This window comes from Bacteroides reticulotermitis JCM 10512 (assembly GCF_000517545.1).
GTDB classification, from domain to species: Bacteria; Bacteroidota; Bacteroidia; order Bacteroidales; family Bacteroidaceae; genus Bacteroides; species Bacteroides reticulotermitis.
In genome coordinates this window covers 64,872-82,814 of sequence record NZ_BAIV01000026.1, presented here as the reverse complement: position 1 = coordinate 82,814, position 17,943 = coordinate 64,872, and the positions used below count along the sequence as shown (strand labels likewise).

14 protein-coding genes and 1 pseudogene are annotated in these 17,943 nt (G+C 43.9%); 6 read left to right on the top strand and 9 right to left on the bottom strand.

The features are described 5' to 3' along the window. Positions 1-132 precede the first annotated feature (132 nt). The 7 genes from JCM10512_RS15290 to JCM10512_RS15260 form a co-directional block, all read right to left on the bottom strand. On the bottom strand, positions 133-786 hold the full coding sequence (locus JCM10512_RS15290) for a hypothetical protein (RefSeq protein ID WP_044164469.1): 654 nt from the start codon (positions 784-786) through the stop codon (positions 133-135). After that, positions 783-1,403 (bottom strand): XAC2610-related protein, encoded by a 621-nt coding sequence (locus JCM10512_RS15285; protein WP_044164468.1) that lies wholly within the window; start codon positions 1,401-1,403, stop codon positions 783-785. Before JCM10512_RS15285 ends, JCM10512_RS15290 begins: the two co-directional genes overlap by 4 nt. Next, the gene (locus tag JCM10512_RS15280) at positions 1,400-2,062 is read right to left on the bottom strand and encodes a carbohydrate-binding protein (RefSeq protein ID WP_044164467.1); all 663 of its coding nucleotides are present in this window, start codon (positions 2,060-2,062) and stop codon (positions 1,400-1,402) included. The genes JCM10512_RS15285 and JCM10512_RS15280 overlap by 4 nt, the downstream gene beginning before the upstream one ends. Further along, the gene (locus JCM10512_RS15275) at positions 2,062-2,475 is read right to left on the bottom strand and encodes a hypothetical protein (protein ID WP_044164466.1); all 414 of its coding nucleotides are present in this window, start codon (positions 2,473-2,475) and stop codon (positions 2,062-2,064) included. Before JCM10512_RS15275 ends, JCM10512_RS15280 begins: the two co-directional genes overlap by 1 nt. A gap of 195 nt (positions 2,476-2,670) precedes the next feature. Next, positions 2,671-3,300, bottom strand: a complete 630-nt coding sequence (locus JCM10512_RS15270; protein ID WP_044164464.1) for a hypothetical protein — start codon at positions 3,298-3,300, stop codon at positions 2,671-2,673. Further along, positions 3,287-3,826 (bottom strand): hypothetical protein, encoded by a 540-nt coding sequence (locus JCM10512_RS15265; protein ID WP_044164463.1) that lies wholly within the window; start codon positions 3,824-3,826, stop codon positions 3,287-3,289. The genes JCM10512_RS15270 and JCM10512_RS15265 overlap by 14 nt, the downstream gene beginning before the upstream one ends. A 71-nt stretch (positions 3,827-3,897) precedes the next feature. Then, on the bottom strand, positions 3,898-4,224 hold the full coding sequence (locus JCM10512_RS15260; protein WP_148298425.1) for a hypothetical protein: 327 nt from the start codon (positions 4,222-4,224) through the stop codon (positions 3,898-3,900). An 829-nt stretch (positions 4,225-5,053) separates the two neighbouring features. Between JCM10512_RS15260 and JCM10512_RS15255 the strand changes: the two are divergent. The 6 genes and pseudogenes from JCM10512_RS15255 to JCM10512_RS15240 form a co-directional block, all read left to right on the top strand. Continuing rightward, positions 5,054-5,947 (top strand): annotated as a pseudogene (locus JCM10512_RS15255) (pectinesterase family protein); the annotation flags it as partial. 185 nt (positions 5,948-6,132) lie between these two features. Further along, complete coding sequence (locus JCM10512_RS24195; protein WP_244437225.1) at positions 6,133-8,253, top strand: SusC/RagA family TonB-linked outer membrane protein; 2,121 nt, start codon at positions 6,133-6,135, stop codon at positions 8,251-8,253. After that, complete coding sequence (locus tag JCM10512_RS24190) at positions 8,246-9,472, top strand: TonB-dependent receptor domain-containing protein (RefSeq protein WP_244437224.1); 1,227 nt, start codon at positions 8,246-8,248, stop codon at positions 9,470-9,472. The genes JCM10512_RS24195 and JCM10512_RS24190 overlap by 8 nt, the downstream gene beginning before the upstream one ends. 27 nt (positions 9,473-9,499) lie before the next feature. Next, positions 9,500-10,033 carry a hypothetical protein gene (locus tag JCM10512_RS24185; protein WP_244437223.1) on the top strand — a complete coding sequence of 178 codons (534 nt, stop codon included), beginning with the start codon at positions 9,500-9,502 and terminating at the stop codon, positions 10,031-10,033. Further along, entirely contained in the window at positions 9,994-11,628 is a 1,635-nt protein-coding gene (locus tag JCM10512_RS15245; protein ID WP_244437222.1) for a RagB/SusD family nutrient uptake outer membrane protein, read from the top strand. Before JCM10512_RS24185 ends, JCM10512_RS15245 begins: the two co-directional genes overlap by 40 nt. A 16-nt stretch (positions 11,629-11,644) precedes the next feature. After that, positions 11,645-12,793, top strand: a complete 1,149-nt coding sequence (locus JCM10512_RS15240; RefSeq protein WP_052517245.1) for a dienelactone hydrolase family protein — start codon at positions 11,645-11,647, stop codon at positions 12,791-12,793. Positions 12,794-12,796: 3 nt separating this feature from the next. Here the strand turns inward: JCM10512_RS15240 and JCM10512_RS15235 are convergent, their stop codons facing one another. Both JCM10512_RS15235 and JCM10512_RS24180 read right to left on the bottom strand, forming a co-directional pair. Further along, positions 12,797-16,441 carry a hybrid sensor histidine kinase/response regulator transcription factor gene (locus tag JCM10512_RS15235; protein ID WP_244437221.1) on the bottom strand — a complete coding sequence of 1,215 codons (3,645 nt, stop codon included), beginning with the start codon at positions 16,439-16,441 and terminating at the stop codon, positions 12,797-12,799. Beyond that, positions 16,386-17,165, bottom strand: a complete 780-nt coding sequence (locus tag JCM10512_RS24180; protein WP_244437220.1) for a ligand-binding sensor domain-containing protein — start codon at positions 17,163-17,165, stop codon at positions 16,386-16,388. The genes JCM10512_RS15235 and JCM10512_RS24180 overlap by 56 nt, the downstream gene beginning before the upstream one ends. Positions 17,166-17,943: the final 778 nt, after the last annotated feature.

The window sequence follows — 17,943 nt, the reverse complement described above, 5'->3', positions numbered from 1 at the left end:
GCCCTTAAATTGATAACGAATCGAACTAAAACGAAAAAAAGAGGATCGAAGACGAAACCGCATTGCATGTCTCACTTATATTTCGGCTAGCTTTTATAAACAGACTGATTTCCAGCAAACAAAAGGTTCTCATTACTCCCTAACCACATAAAATCCGGTAGAGTAGCCTATCCAATACGTCGAACCGTCCCCACGTTCTTTCGCTTTAAGAAAGTGGATGGTTTCGTCATCATGCCAGTACACTCCTGACATATTGCGCTCGCTTCCATAAAAAAGGAAATAAGGCACATACTTTCCGTTCTCTTTGACTTCGATATAATAGTGAATACCGTCATTTTTTAAAGTGCCAAATCGATATTTGCCGGATGGAGAATAGACATAGCTTGAAGGATTGACCGAGATCTCTTCCAAAGTCTTTAAGTCGTATACAGATACATAGCCGTGCCCACCCGTTATTATTACATAGTTCAGCTCAGGGCAATATTCGCACGCGGATTCTTCTCGAAAGTAAACGGGCGGTCCGTCTTCCTGTTCGATATACACTCCAAACGTATTCGAACTTCTAAGCTTCTCATCCTTCAGAAGGAGTTTTCCGAATTTCTCATCCGCTTCTTCATCGTAGTAAATTTGATACGGGTTCTTTTTTACTTTGCCATAATCATAGACTCCTACAGCCAACGCTTTCGGACGAATGCAATATTGTTTTTCCTGCGCATGCAACTGAGACGCAGCACATACCATCAATATCCACGCAAGTAGGTTAGCAAATATGGGTAATCTATTCATTTCCTCTTAAGGGTTTTCTTTATCTGTTTCAAGACATCGTTATAGTCTTTGTACGTATCTCTGGGATTTCCATCTTCGTCTTCCTCATTCCAATAGATTACATATCCGAGGTCGATAACCGTATCCTTCCGAATCTTATAGAAAGCACTCCAATCTCTGCCGGAAAGCGCATAACTCTCGACGATATTTAGTTTTGTATGGAACGTCGGTTGGCTAACCAGCTCAAAGCCTTTGACTTTGGTTAAGCGGTTTTGAGTTGTATCAACCAAATATAAATTATACGACTCGTTACCTCGTGCACTCGATCGGTTTTGAATGAGTATGTCTTTTACTTGGTCATTGTTGAAGTCTTCAAACCGGACTTCCCCACTAACCGACAATATTGAGTCTTCCATTATCACCTTGGAGTTCTGCTTGTCGATTAGTTTGAATAATCTATTCTTTTCCCCACAATCCGGATCTATCTCCTTAAACTGAATCAATTGAACTTCATATCTTTTGCCTGGGTAAATAGGTTCGCAATCAATAAGCCGGATTGGATTATGGTTTTGCTGAGCATAAACGGTATGGGATATCCCCAACAAACCAAAGACTACTATGTAGACGATGCTCTTCATTCGGATAGATTAAAAGATCCTTTCGTGAAATTGATATCTTCAGGATATAGCGTATATTTCGTTTTACCCGTTTTCCGCAGCTGGTAAACAACCGATACTTTGCCAACCGTAGGCAGAGGATGGATGTCGGCTTTATTCCAGACATAAAACTGCGAGGTAACGGGAACTTGAGTAAAATCGATTTCTTCTCCGTTCCAAACGAATTGATTGTCGGGCAAAGTGGCGGCATAAAGGGAGTCGGCTCTGACAACTTCAACTTGATGAAGTGAGCAATCGGACGCAATGTAGTACATTCGGACAAGGTTGTTATTGGAGTTGCCCATATTACGGTAATTGTAGGTAAAGAATGCATCGCCGTTGATGTACACTATATCCATAAACTTATGCCGGACAAATTCTTCGTCTATCTCAAGGCCTCCTGCAAACCGGAAGTACCCTTTGCTGTCGAACTTCACAATGACAACGGTATCTTTTATCGCCCGTTCGAAGCGTTGAAACTGCATAAAAGCACCATCGTTCGCATAGCCAAATACCTCTTTGGGCATCTGACTATACATGAGCAGTTGTCGGTACTCGGGTACTTTGTAGAGTGCGTTCTTCTGAACGCAGCTCGAAAACACAAAGGCCAACAGCAAAAGATAGATCGCGTATTTATTCATTACCTGATTTTCCGTTCCAAATAATCGAGGTCGTTGTTTATTAACGCTGTCAGGCATTGAACGACATCGTCTTCCGTCAGGTCTGTACTTTCCGTCAGGTAATCGTTATCCAGAGTTTTCACCAAGCCGAAGAACTTCTTCACGAGTTTGGGACGTTTGAAAAACACATAATACGTGACACCTCCCTTTTCGTCATCTACCGCCGAGATAGAAAGTCCGTGTCGATTTGCCTTGTTCTCAATTTCCAACGAGGGCGAATAATAGATCTCGCTTTCGTTCGCCTTGCTCATGCGGTCAAGATAATCTCTCCAAAGGATTGATTGGAACTTGTTGATAATCTCACTTTCGTTAATTTTGCCGAGTTCGATAATTCGAGACTGGAAAGGGTCGCAAAAAGAAGCTCTGAATTCCATATTATTTATTTTAAAGTTCACTTACAAACATAGCAAATATTTGATAAACAGCTACTATTATTCATTGAATCTACGCCCTATTGCGCAGTTCGTTCCTTTTCCCTGACCGTTGCATCTAGTTTTTGAACCGTCCTGCTGTTTTCGGATTCGGACAACTACGTTCGACTTTTAGTTGCACAGAAGTTTCAGGATAGGCTAAAATCCACATCCGATACTCTTTCCAGTCAAATGATAATCGTTTTTTATCAAACAGTTCATCCGAATCGAAAGTAATTGTTTCTTCTTCTCCATTCGCTGATAATTTAATCCACCCATACCTATATCATGAAAAGCTTCATCTGCATTACGTGAGCCTCTCCCTGTTACAGACATATCAAAACTTATGACTAGGCTATCTATCATCGTTTTTTGGTTAAGTTCTAAAAAGAATGGCTTCCCGAAATCATTTTCCTCAACAATGAGGAATACTTCGGCTTTACCTTTGGTTTCGTTCACTTCCAGACTGAAAAGATGTTTGCCAAATGCTTTGGGATAATTTTCTTTGAGTCCGCTGGTATTGATTTCCCAATAGTTGAGATAGGTGGAATGTTGTTGATCGTTTTCGGCGATCTTCATCTCCAGAAACACAGTAACGGAAGAATCGCTATAAGGTTTGTCCTGTATATACAATCTAACCGGTTCTACAGTAGTGTTCTCTATTTGAAAAGAAGGATTATCGTACCCTTCGACTAGCGGGATTTTCATTTTGTTTTCTGCATCGATATCTCCTGCTGAAAAAAGCAGCAAGAATAACAAGGGGATAATAAGAGACTTAAGGAGTTTCATAAAAGGTTGTTTTATATCGTTGAGAAATTATATGTAAGTGCGTATTGTACTCATATTCGTAAATTGAATACATTTCCGGCGAAAGATGCGCCTGCCTCATCAATAAGTTAGCTTTATAGAAAAGGCTATCTGTTGAATAGAAATCGTGTATCACTTCAATCTGATAATCATCCTGCGCGTATTTAGTTTCCGTGACATAAGCACTTCCGTTCTTGTTATACATGATTTTCTTACGATAATCCGGTCGTGTTTTTATGATAATATCCAATCCCTCTTCACGATATCCGTATTGCACTAAAGTATCTCCCCGCTGTTCGGAACGATATGATACGGTGTATGAGTTTTCGGGACTGGAAAAATCTTTAAAATATTCGGATACTATTTCTTCCGTATCGCCTTTGTAAATTATGATTTGTTGCTGATTGACCGTGTCAGTTCCGTGACTGTTGAACACATGATAACTCGTCAGACGATTGAGAGTATCGTAAGTGTAGCTTTTCTCCAAAAGGCTGTTAGGGGTTTCCATCTCAAATTCGGGAACATTGGTAGCACCAATAAACCTTTTCTCATAAACGATACGTCCTTGCGAATCTTTTCTTATCTGCTCGCAAGGAATAGTATCAGCCCAATGAACACAAATATCTCATGTCCATCTGTCAAGTAGTTTGTGACTTCGGTCAAAGACCGAGAGTTACCTTCCAAAAGTTTATATTCTTCCGTACGGACAGGATTGCCGTTCTTTACCCGGTGGATATATGTATATTCAATTGTATCATCCGGAATCAGCAAACCATCGACTACCCGGTAGATCCGCTCATTAACTTTATCGAGCAGACTGTCGGCGCGATAAAGGTTTTCGTATTGATAATACATTTCCATGTGTTTACCTTGCGACTGCCCGGTTCCGGTAACCTTTCTGTTCAATAGCTTTCCACAGGCCATAAATCCTAGAAAACAAGAAAAACATATGAGTATGTAAAGGATGTTTTTCATTCCAACACAAACTTCGTTCATATTAATGATACGGTGCAAATGTAAAACTTATTTAGCACCCCTGCAATTTAATTGAAAAATAATTACCAGATTCAAAACAAGACAGCTAATTAGAGCTAGAGAGACATCGTAGTATTAATGGAAATCATCCGATTATGAAGCTAATTTAAAACGATACAGGAGTAGAAATACATGTAAAATGAATGAGAGATGCCTCAAAAATGATGAGAGATAGGCAAAAAAAAGGCTGAAAAAGTGGAAAAAACATGAGAGATACCTATTTTAAAAAGTATCTCTCATCCCATACTTCGCTAATAATAAACAAATTAGCCTCAAAACAATGAGAGCATGAGAGATGAAACTTTTTTTCTTTCTTGTAGAGCGAGAAGGGACTCAAGCCTTACATGTGAAACTCGGCGAAGCGAAAGTGTTTATTAATAATTACACCTTATAGATTAGTAGAAGTAAAGTATTACCTAAACTTCTTTTCATCCCCAACGCTTTTTATATTAACCCTCTCCTGAAATGCCCAGAAGGAGGCTTTTAAAGTAAGCAATGATCAAACCCTTGCCGCCAGAAACGGGCTTGAATGCGCAAATCAACGTATTATTACCCCTTCTAGCCTTTTTTTCCACCTGCCCGGAGTAAATGGCCTACTTTCGCAACCGAAATTTAATGTATAAACATGTATACTATGAAACTGAAATTACTATATCTATCGTTGGCTATCTTCATAAGCCTACAAGCTTCAGCTGCTGACTTTGATCTTGTCGTAGCCAAAGATGGTACAGGAGACTTCACAACTGTTCAGGAAGCAATCAATGCCGTTCCCGATTTCCGTAAGGTAAGAACACGAATTCTGATCAAAGCCGGCAGCTATAAAGAAAAAGTAATCATTCCGGCTACCAAAACATTCCTTTCATTAATTGGTGAGGACGAAGCGATCATAACCTATGACGATTACGCTTCCAAGAAAAACAGATATGGAGAGGAGGTCGGTACATCCGGTTCATCCACTCTCTATATATTCGCTCCGGATCTCTTTGCGGAGAACATCACATTCGAAAACTCTTCCGGACCTGTTGGACAAGCGGTTGCCTGTTTTGTGGCAGCGGACCGCGTACATTTCAAGCACTGCCGTTTCCTAGGTTTTCAAGACACCCTATACACCAATTACGACCAAAGTCGTCAATACTATGAAGCGTGCGAAATATGGGGTTCCATCGACTTCATCTTCGGAGCCTCCACCTGTATCTTTTATAAATGTCACATTCATAGTCTGGCTGACGGTTTCATTACCGCCCCCTCTACGAATGAAGGGGAAAAATACGGATATATCTTCTATGATTGCCGCATTACAGCCGAGAAAGAGGTCAAAGACGTATATCTTTCCCGCCCATGGCGTCCCTACGGGAAAGCGGTATTTATCCGTTGCGAACTTGGTGCACATATCAATCCGTTGGGATGGGACCCATGGGATAAGCCGAACCCAGCGCACACCGTATTTTATGCAGAATACAAAAACAGCGGAAAAGGTGCAAATACGAAACATAGAGCCGTCTTTTCACGCCAACTTAAGAACCTGGATGATTATGAGATAGAGAAAATCCTTGCGAGAGAAGACGGATGGAACCCAATACAGTCAAAACAGTAAGACTGCGGTATTTTTCCACCGTTGAAACGCTTTTTTACCCCTTCATCTGGTCTGAGCACCCTATTTTTGCGAATGATAATCAACCCTATAATCTAATTACAATGAAAAACTCAAGTTAACTCGTCCCTGTTTCGTACTGGAAAATATCTGCAAAGAACCGAATTTAATATTATAAACATCAAATTATGCAAAACTTATCAAGAATCATTTTTGCCATGAGTGTACTTTCATTTATTGACAGTTCACCCAGCTTTGCCAACGACTCGGCAAACAATTCTTCAAACAAGAGCTATGCGATTGCTTCCACGCAGCAATCAGGCCAGAAGATGAAGGCTTCCGGCATCATAACCGATGCCAAAGGAGAACCTATCATCGGGGCTTCGGTACTTGAAAAGGGTACCACCCATGGAACGATTACAGATTTCGACGGTCGATTCATGCTGGAGGTCAAAGCCAATGCAACCCTTGAAATATCCTATATAGGTTATAAAACGCAGACCGTCACATTCAATAGCCAAAAATCGCTCGCTATCGTCATGCACGAAAACTCCGAAGTGTTGGACGAGGTCGTTGTCATTGGCTACGGCACCGTTAAACGTCGCGACCTAACCGGTTCCGTCGCTTCGGTGAAGGGAAGTGATGTAGCTGCCAATCCGGTAACGAATGTAGCTGAAGCGCTTCAAGGAAGACTACCGGGTGTCAATGTCATCTCTCAAGATGGAAGGCCCGGTGCAACAATTTCCATTCGTGTGCGCGGAGGTGGTTCCATCACTCAATCCAACGAACCTCTCTACGTAGTCGACGGATTCCCCGTATCGAACATTGATAACATTTCGGCGCAGGATATCGAGAGCATCGATGTGTTGAAAGATGCTTCCTCTACCGCCATCTATGGTGCCCGAGGCGCCAATGGGGTAATCCTTGTAACAACAAAATCGGCCAAAGAAGGAAGAATCAGTGTTTCTTACGATACGTATATACAGACCAAGACTGCTGCCAAAACACTTGAAACGCTATCCGCTCAAGAATATATACTCCACAACTGGAGTTATGCGGCATCTCGGGGTACGGCCAATCAGGATGCTGTGGAGAAGTACTTCGGCCTTGGAAGCAAGTATGGCAACCATTACGCTGATTACGCCAATGTAGCTGCTCACGATTATACCGACGATATCTTACGCACAGCATGGAGTCATAGCCACAACCTGAATGTATCGGGTGGCACAGAAAAGACAAAAGTAAATCTGTCGGTCGGTTACATCGACGACCAGGGTATCAAAATCAATTCAGACTATCACCGCTTGAATACGATCCTGAAGGTTCAGCAGAAACTAGCCAAGAACCTGACATTAGACGCCGATTTCCGTTATACGGAGAGCAACCTCAACGGACGTGAAGATGTGACGAACGGGAAAGGTTCGAATATATCCGGTGCCTACAGATACCGCCCGATAGACAATCCGCTGGGAGGTGTAGACTATTCGGAAGTCGCTTCCGGTTTCAGCTTCGGTGTGGCCAACATTGACGATAAGCACAACCCGGTAGAACTGATCAACGATGTCAAGAATGAGCAGTATTCCCGTTCGCTCCGTGGTACGGCTGCTGTTACCTGGGAAATTATCAAGGGGCTGACCGCACGCAGTGAGTTCTCATTGGGACGGGGTACCAGCAAGAACTCCTACTACGAGAATGGATACACGAATGGAGAAAAGAGAGCTACTCTTTCGCGCGGCACAAGCGAAAATTTACGGTCCGCAACAACATTGAGCTATCTGTTCGATTTAGGCAAAGACCATGCGTTCAACGTGCTGGTTGGTCAAGAGTTGCTAAATTCCTCTTCCGAATCTACACAGATCAACGGACGCGGATATCCGAATAACTTTGATTTCGACCGTACCATGGCACTGATCCACACAGCGACCAATTCTTTGTCGATGACCAATACAATTGCCGTACCCGATCATACCGTATCGTTCTTCGGCCGTCTGGGTTATACCTTAAAAGACAGATACCTCTTCACCGGTACGTTCCGTGCCGACGGTTCCAGTAAATTCGCTCCCAATAATCGGTGGGGATATTTCCCGGCAGCGGCTTTTGCCTGGCGAGTAATGGAAGAACCGTTCATGGAAAACACGAAAGATTGGTTGTCTAATTTAAAGCTTCGCCTTTCCTACGGAACTTCGGGTAGTGATAATATCAATTCAAACCTTTGGCGTGAAACATGGAGCAGTTTGGGTTCGAACAACAACCATGTGCCTATAAACGGAGAGCTGATCTCCTTCTATCGCCCCGATGCTGATGGCTAACCCTGACTTGAAATGGGAAACAACAATCTCCCGCAACCTCGGTCTCGACTTCGGGTTCCTGAACAACCGCATCACCGGTAGTTTGGATCTATATTGGAATACCACGAAAGATCTGCTTATGGCTGTTCCCGTAGACAATACAAGCGGCTATTCCTATCAGTTCCAGAATTTCGGAAAAACATCAAACCGTGGTTTAGAGTTGGCTGTAAACATCGACGTTATCAACAAAGGATATTTCCGTTTCAACGTTGGCGCGATCTATAACTATAACAAAAACAAGCTGGACGAGCTTGCCAATGCCGAACAATATCTCTACTCTTCCTATTGGGGTTCTTCTTCACTAGTCCCTACCAACGACTACATGCTGGTGGAAGGAAAAGCCATCGGATTGGTACGCGGCTTCATCAGCAGAGGTTTCTATACAGTCGACGACTTCAATTACAGCAATGGGCAGTATACGTTGAAAGATGGTATTCCCGACATTACCAAGAGCCTTACCGCTACTTACCTGCATCCTTTCGACCTGCCTAGCGGACAAACCGCTTTCCCGGGTGCACCGAAATTTGAAGATGTAGACAAGAGTGGTACGGTTGACGAAGAAGATGCCACAAACTTAGGCGAAGTTATGCCCAAGCATACAGGTAGCTTCCAACTAAATTTCGGCTACAAGAACTTTGATCTCTCGGCGAACCTGAATTGGTCTTTAGGAGGTAAGATCTACAATGTAAACGCGATGATGAATGCTTCCGGACAGGAGTTCGACGGAATTGGTGCCCAGCGTTCCGCATGGGTGGCAGACGCTTTCAAAGTCTACAATGTCAATGCATCAGGTAGTTTATATGCAGTTACCGACCCGGAAGAACTGAAAGCTCTCAATGCCAATGCCAAATACCACCTCCCCTATCATCAGAGTGGAATCACCTCTTCCGAATGGTTGGAAAACGCTTCTTACCTGCGTCTTCAAACGCTGACGCTGGGTTATACCTTCCCAAAAAGCTGGTTATTTAAGGCTCACATCGAGAAGGTTCGTCTGTACCTGACAGCCACTAATTTGTTTACCATCACAGGCTATTCGGGTATCGACCCACAGGTAAACGCAACTCCGACGGGACGCTCCGGCTTCAGCAGTGACTTGCGCATCTTCCCTACACTGAACATGGACTTCGGTTCGTATCCACGTGCACGGACATTTACCCTGGGTGCTAACATCTCTTTCTAATCCATACTAATTTAATACTCAAACAAGATGAATAAGATATATAATGCAATCCTTATTTCAGCCGTAGCATGCTCAATGACGGGGTGCAGCGATTATTTGGATACTTCTTCACCAAGCGTTACAGACCGCGACTTTATCTTCTCCAACGAAGAATCTTCACGCAGCGCCTTGTATTATGGCTATCAAACACTTCAGAGTAACAGAAGTGTGCACTCGGTAGGTCTCTTCTGGACTCCGATCTGGGGTTCGGACATCGAAGACTCTCAAGATACCTACAATGAAGGTAGCGCAGGCTGTCAGGAAAAATGGTTCTACCCAAGCGGCACTGACAAATACAACATCAATCAGGGCGAGGGAACTGAGGTATTCACCAAACTCTACGAGACGATCGCAATCACAAATTCGCTGATCTCCAACTTTGAGGCTCTTCCCAACTTCGGCGAGATTATGACGGGCGAACCGAACAATCTTTCTGATATCTATGGGCAGGCGGTAGCCTGCGGGCAACCTGTTACTGGGAGTTGTGCCGTTGGTATGGCGATGTACCTCACGCTTTGGTAGCCGGGCAAAAGACCCAGGGTCTTGCTTCCAGGTATGCGATCTATGATTATCACATCAAGAAATTGATGGAAGTTGAACCACATATGTACCGTCCCGGAGAAAGTTCGAACCGTGCGGATGTGATGAACCGCTCGTATGTTCAGGGACTTATTGGACGCCTGTGTCTGTATAATGGAGGTTATGCAACCCGCCGGACAGACCTCGGTAAAGATTTCTATGTGGATGGAGATGGCAAAGTACTTACTTTCGAAGATTGGAGTGTGGAAAAGAACCATGCCATTTATGGGCGCCGCAGCGACTGGAAAGAGGTATATGCGATTGCCAAACAGTATTTGACCGCTTGCGTAATGAATCCGGGATCAGTGGTTTTGAGAACTACCGACCCGCGTACCAAAGGCTCGAAAGGTCAGGAGTATGGCAACCCGTATCAGTATACCTTCCAACAAATGCACGGAGGTAACAACCTGGATCTGACCGATGAATCACTCTACGAGATTCCAATGGAATATAATTATTCATCAGACAGGCCTGCTTATATCGGCCGTCCTTCTTCAGGTGGTAACGGGCAAGCCCCTTGCGTTGCCTGCGGACAGGACCGCATTCAGGCTCACTTCTACTATGGATGGTTTGACAACAATGACCTCCGTCGGGATGCCTCATGCTCTGTAACAGGTAGTTCGGGTCAGGGACAAGAGCTCATGCAGTCGTTCGACCGTAGTGCCTGGGGTAAGGGTTGCGGTCCCGGTACCAACAAATGGGACTGGAATAGACTTCCTTCACCCAATACCCTGAGTTACGGTACCTCCGGCATCAATATGTCCTATATGCGTATTTCGGATGTCTATCTGATGCTAGCCGAAGTTGAAGCGGCTCTCGGCAATGAGGGTACGGCTAAAACATATCTGGCAACTGTCCACAACCGTGCATTCAAGAACAACATCGACCCGAACTTCGACAACTACATCAACAGTTGTGGTTCCGTATTCAATGCCGTTATCAAGGAGCGTGCACTGGAATTCAGTGGAGAGGGTGTCCGCCGGTTTGACATCATCCGTACAGGTATTCTACCCCAAGTAGCTGTTGAAAACCGTCAAATTATGACTGCCGTGATTGCAGGTATCCGCAACAAAGGCTATTACACCTTTGAGAACGGAAACCAGATTCCAGCCTATATCTGGACGAAGATGGTTAACGCCAAATCGACTTATGGTTATCGCCTTACCACTCAGACTCCAGCTGACAAGATGGACGATCCTGTGCTGTTCCCTGGATGGCGCGGACAGCATGATGACTGGGGAAGCATCGTTCCAGTCTATGCAAACCAGAACATGACCAATGTAGCTATCAAAGGGCTGTTCAAGTACATAGCACCGGACAGTCAGGAAGCAAAGGCGCTTGAAGCCGATGGATATGTGAAAACCAATTGGGGGATCGATATGTTGAATTACGAGGACTCATACGCTACCAAACTGTTCGCCGGATATAGCGATGCAGACTATGCAGCTAAAAACCCACCCATTCACCTGCTGCCTAATACCTATCAGGTATTGCTGAACTCAGGTATTACCAATGGCTACGGATTCAAACAACAATAACCAACTACTCATAGATGTGAAAAGGCTCATTTTTGGAGCTGTGATAGGACTGGCGGGTGTACTGCCGGTCCTTTCTCAGCAAAACCCCAAGGGGTATGAATTTGAACGGGAGATGCCACTTTTCCTGGACCAACTGAAAGCAGAACTAACCTATCCGATGGCATGGGGCAACAGTCCCATAGAGGATTTCGACGCATGGAGAACTGCTGCACGGGCAACAGTTACGGAAGCGATGCTTACCCCTCCTCCCAAGTCGCAGGACTACCGGACGGAGGTTATTGCCGAAGAAAAGCGTGATGGATATACCTGCCGGAAACTGACTCTTAACCTGACAGTCTATTCACGGGTGTATGCCTATTACTTGGTTCCGGATGGCAAAGGCCCCTTCCCTACCGTACTTCTCCTACACGACCACGGTGGACACTATTCCATTGGTAAAGAGAAGATGATCCGCCCCTTCGGAGTATCGGAAGAGAAGATGAAAGATGCCGAAGATTGGGCAGCTAACTGCTACGGAGGTCAGTTCTTGGGTGATTATCTGGCAGCTCACGGATACGCGGTGTTTTGTACGGATGCCTTATTCTGGGGTGACCGTGGAAGAAAGGAGGGAATAAACGGCAACAAACATATGGATATTGCCGGGCACTTCATGATGCTCGGGCGCAGTTGGAGCGCTTTCATGAATTTCGAGGATATGTATGCAACGGACTATCTGACTACATTGCCTGAAGTAGACACCGAACGTATCGGATGTGCAGGCTTCTCGATGGGTGCTTATCGGTCGTGGATGCTGGCTGCACTTTCTGATAAAATCAAGACTGGTGTTTCCATCTGTTGGATGGTCGACACAGGCACTCAGTTCTCATGGGAATATGGAAAAGAAAACGGTGGATTTGCCAACCAACTTCCGGGACTCCGCCAATACTTGGATTACCCGCATATAGCCAGCATGGCGTGCCCCAAACCGATGTATTTCCTCAATGGCTCTACAGACAAGCTTTTTCCTGAGCCGGGTGTGAAATCGGCATTCGCTGAGATGCATAAAGTATGGAAAGACAATCGCGCCGACAATCGCTTGAAGACCGAAATTTGGGATATGTCTCATAATTGCGGCATAAAGGTGCAGCTATCCATACTGGACTATCTTGACCAATGGTTGAAGTAATTCTCATGAGTTCTTTTCGCGGTATTCCGTCGGTGTAATTCCGTATTGTTTTTTAAAGCATTTGCTGAAGTAATGAGGGTCGGAAAGACCGACTTTATAGGTTATTTCAGATAAGGTTAGATTTGATTTCAGGATGAGTTGAGCCGCCATTTTCATGCGTGCCTCACGTACAAGTTCTACAGGAGAGAAACCCGCAATGGCTTTCAGTTTCTTCTGTAGAACTGAGAGGCTCACACACAAGGCCGATGCAATGTCGTCCACACTCAACTCCGAGTTCTGGGCATTGGCCTCAACAAACTCCATCACCTTACTCACAAACTCCTTATCACGTTCGGATAGGTTATTTTCCATCGTCTGTTTCTCTTCCGCATTGATTTCCGTAACATCTACATCCAAAAGGCGTGCATGGTAGAATGCTTGTAGTTTCTTACGCTGTGCAATCAGGTTGTCGACTCTTGCTTTCAGATACGATGTGCTAAACGGCTTGGTGATATAATCATCCGCCCCGGTCTCAATACCCTCAATCCGAGACTCGATCGTGGATTTCGCTGTAAGGAATATAATCGGAATATGGCAGGTACTAACGTTGGTTCGCAATTCTTTCGCCATCTGAATACCATCCATAATAGGCATCATCACATCACTGATTATCATATCGGGCATCTGCTCTACACACATCCGGTAACCTTCTTCTCCATTACAAGCTTCCAGAGTGTTATACCTAGAAGAGAACAGTGAGCATATCAGGTAGCGCAGCTCGGCATTATCTTCAACGATGAGCATCGTCTCGGCATGTGCTTTCACTTCATCCGGCTGAAACTCTGTAGTTCTTTCCGGAGTTTCATTTACCGGAGATCCATCGGACAAGACAAACTCGGTAGATTCGTCAAAATGGCGGGTACCTTTCAACAGACAAACTGTAAACGTGCTGCCAGTTCCAACCCGGCTTTCAACCTGTATATGCCCTTTATGCAACTCAACCAATTCTTTGACCAAAGACAAACCGATACCTGTACCGGGTATGCCAAACGGCGAAGTTTGCGCCAGAGACTCAAAGCGGACGAACAAGGATTTCTGCTTCTCTTCTGAAACTCCTACTCCCTGATCTACCACACTGATGCTGACCGAATCTTTTCCGTCCTCAATAACAACCCGAATCTCCTTCTCGGAAGGTGTATATTTAAAAGCGTTGGATATCAGATTGAACAAGATCTTCTCGAACTTATCGGTATCTACCCACAACCAGATATGTGGATTCTCGCACGAGAAGGTGAAACGCATCTGATGGTCTGCGGCGAGTTGATTGAAGCTTTCCATGATTTGAGTTGTCATAGCTACAATGTCCATTTGTTGTACGCTCATCCCCATCTTATGATTCTGAATCTTCCGAAAATCGAGGATTTGATTTACCAGCCGAAGCATACGGTTGACGTTTCTCTCTACCATCGACAGTTCGGTCTTATCCTCCGATTGCAACTTCCCGCGACTGAGTATCTGCTCTATCGGAGCCGAAATGAGCGTAAGAGGGGTACGTAGTTCGTGGGAAATATTGGTAAAATATTGCAGTTTGATATTGGCAATTTCCTGCTCCATAACCACCTTTTGTTTGAGTTTAAAGAAGATGAATAGGATATAAGCCGTCCCAAATATAACAAGGAGGATAGCAACAACATACAGCATATAAGCCCAAACGGTTTCCCAAAAAGACGGAAGGATTGTAATTGGAAGACTCCGGGTGTTGTCTACCCAATTGCCATCACTGTTGGTACTTCGGATTTGAAGCGTGTAATCACCCTTGGGCAAATTCGTATAGGTAGCATTTCGTAATTTCCCTATTTTATTCCAGGTGTAATCAAAACCAACCAACCGATAGGCATACTGAATATCTTCCGGGTTCTTCATTTCCAATGCGGAGAAGTGAATCGTGAATCCGTTCTTCGCCGCCGGCAGGGTCAGCTGGTCCGTATTATTTATATGTCTACTTAGCAGGTCGCTGTTGTTGGGATCGATAATCTCTTCACCTATCTGAATGCTGGCCAAATAGATGGAAGGAACAAATGTACTTGGCTGAATCGATTCGGGACGATACTTAAGGATGCCTTTGGTACTGCAAAAAAGAAGATCACCGCCCAAAGAGTGAATGGCTGCTCCTTCATTAAAACCGAACTGTAAAGGAAAGTATCGGGAAGAATAGACTGTAATCTCCTTGCTACTGATCGTAAAGCGGCACAGGTTTTCTTCTGTCGCACACCATAAGTTACCTTTGGTATCTTCGTCAAACGAAAGAATCACGTCGGATGGAAAGCCATCTTTGATGGTGTAACTCTTGAAAGAATATTCTCCACGTTCCCTTGGGGTTACCTCGTTCAAACCTCCTCCGAAAGTGGATACGAACATTTTACCGGCCTTGGTAAAACAGATATTATGGATGCTGTTGTTGCTCAGACTAGTCGTATCACCGGGAATATTCGTAAACGATTTGAATTTCAACTTACGGAAATCCCGGATATCTCCCTCACATTTCAACAAGCCGTTGCTGGTACCTACCCAAATATCGCCTTTCGGACTTGCCGCAATCTGACGGGAACGATAACAGTTTTCAACGGGGTAGTTCAATAAGTCATTCTGCGTATTGATAAACCGAGGCTCGGAACCAGGTGATTTGACTAAGATATTCACTCCTTTTTGAAAGGTCGCCATCCAAATATTCCGGTAACGATCTTCATAAAGACTATAAATCTCATTACTGTTCAAGCTATATTTATCATGAGGGTTAACGTGGTAATGCACCAATTTGTACTTTTGAGGAGTGGAAGTCTGTTGCAAAGCAAACAAGCCATTCCCCTTGGTGCCAATATAGAGGGTTCCATCTTTTGCCTGCATAATCGTATAGGCAATACCCAATTTATCATTCCGTTTTTTATCGATAGTACCATCGATGGTCAGATTTCCCAAATAGCGATAGTTGCGATCGAAGACACGTACCACCAAATCCTTGTTTCCCGTCCATACAAATCCATTGCGATCTTGAAAAACGGACCTCACATTGTTACCCGGAAAGTCTGGATCTGAATCCTTTGCTCGGACGAAAGAGAACAAAGACGATTTCAGCACAGCCTTTTCCAATCCGTTTCGATAGGAACCAATCCACAGGTCATTCTGCTTGTCCAGATAGACTGCGGTTACCTTGTTATCGGCATTCCAACCTTCCTGATTTTGCTTATTGTAAAATGGAATAAGCGCATTGTTCTTTCTGTCGAACCACCCTAATCCTCCACCGGACGGATGCACCCAAAGGTTATTCTCGGAATCCTCACAAATCATCAAATCGGCACGGGAGTCAACTATATCGCGACCATATTTATCTTTCAGAATATAATAGTTCCATAATTCACCCTGAGGCGTGAAACGTATGACACCACAAGACTCCGTACGTATCCAAAAGTTATCCTGCTTATCAAAGTAGACATCTAAAATCCTACTATGCTTCAACTGGCCGAAACCTATAGGTAGCTGATAATTTTTGTAAGTGTCCGTTTGGGGATTAAACAGATAGAAGCCGTCCGAGTCGGTTACTACAGCCAATAGTCCATTAGTCAACGGCCGAATCCAACGAATGGCCGAATGGGTTGGAAATTGGAAACGCATTTTCATTTCGCTCTTGGTATAATGAAAGAGGGTTCCGCCATTTGCCGCAAAATACAGTGTGTTGCATGATAAGCCTCATCATAGAAAGCGTAATTTGTCCCGTTCTGCCTACCGGATTATGGCAATCAATCGTTTGCCGGTCTTTCTCCGCACGCAAAACGCCCTTATCTGTCAATATCCACTGGTTACCGATCTTATCCGCAACGATCTTGTTTACTACAAAAGCCTTGATCTGAGAAGGTACAATAGGGAAAACCGTCAAACGATGACTCACCGAATCTGTGCGAATGCGGAACAACCGATTCTTCACATCCGTCACCCATACATCAGCATTTACTACATCGAAATTGATAACCTTATCTCTTATCTGCGTAATCGGCTCGAACTTTTCCAGATCGGTATTGAATCGACAAATCTGTCCATTGTAGTTCTGCACCCAAAGATAGCCGTATGTATCATCTTGAATCTTATCCAAGCGATTGTGGTTCAACCCCTTCAGTTCTTCCGGTTTGGACTTGAAGCCATAGAAGCTATACCCATCAAACTTAAACAACCCGTCCCAGGTAGCAAACCACATGACTCCCTTACGATCTTGATAGATTTGTTGGATCGTTTTCTGAGAGAGACCATCGGAAGAGTTATATTGGCTAAACGTATACGAGGGTTGGGCATTACAAATACAGCATGCAAATACCGACCAGCAGAAAAATAGGATTCGTTTCAATTTCAACATATTTAGAAATAAGGCTTTGTACAAGATGTAACGAAAAGATAACCCATCCTTCTCTCCCCACTCCTTTTTAAACACTTTTTCAGCAGACCTATTCAGAAAGAAGATACGCTTTATAGCTTCTACAGACCGGCTAAAGTCTTTTTGTAGCTAAAAAAAAGCCTTTCATTCCATGGGTCCATAAATTAGATGAACGAGCATTTTTTCTATGCAGCGGTTTATTGGCAGAGAGAGATGAATCAGTAGAACAGGATTCCCCATTCACGTTTACAAATTTACCGAGTTTTTTTCTCTAAAACAAGGCCTTTGGATTTAAAAAAACAAAAGATCGGAGCCTCAATCTTACCGGAAACACTAAAATAAGCTAGCAAAGAATCGTCAACCGACAACAAAGACAAAGTCCAGTCAAAGTCCCGCGACGGTTCTTTATTTCAAGTACTTGAAAAAGTCGTTTATTGTACATGAAACAGTCATTTGTTGTACATGGTCCATCTGCTGCCAACCCACCTTCGCACAAAAGAAGACAATTCACTGATATTCAACAAACAATATCAATCAAAGCCATTATCAAGTGCAGCCATTATCAAAATATCGCACTAGCGCAACAGCCATTAGCCTCTCACCCAATTATCACAAAAAAGATTTACTTAAACACTCTTCTCACATGGAAAAATTAATTCACAACAATTGTGTTTATTTCAAAGATAAGATTGAATTGACAAATGGTCAACAATTGATTCAAGTATAGAGCCAAGTAATAATCGCTATTTTT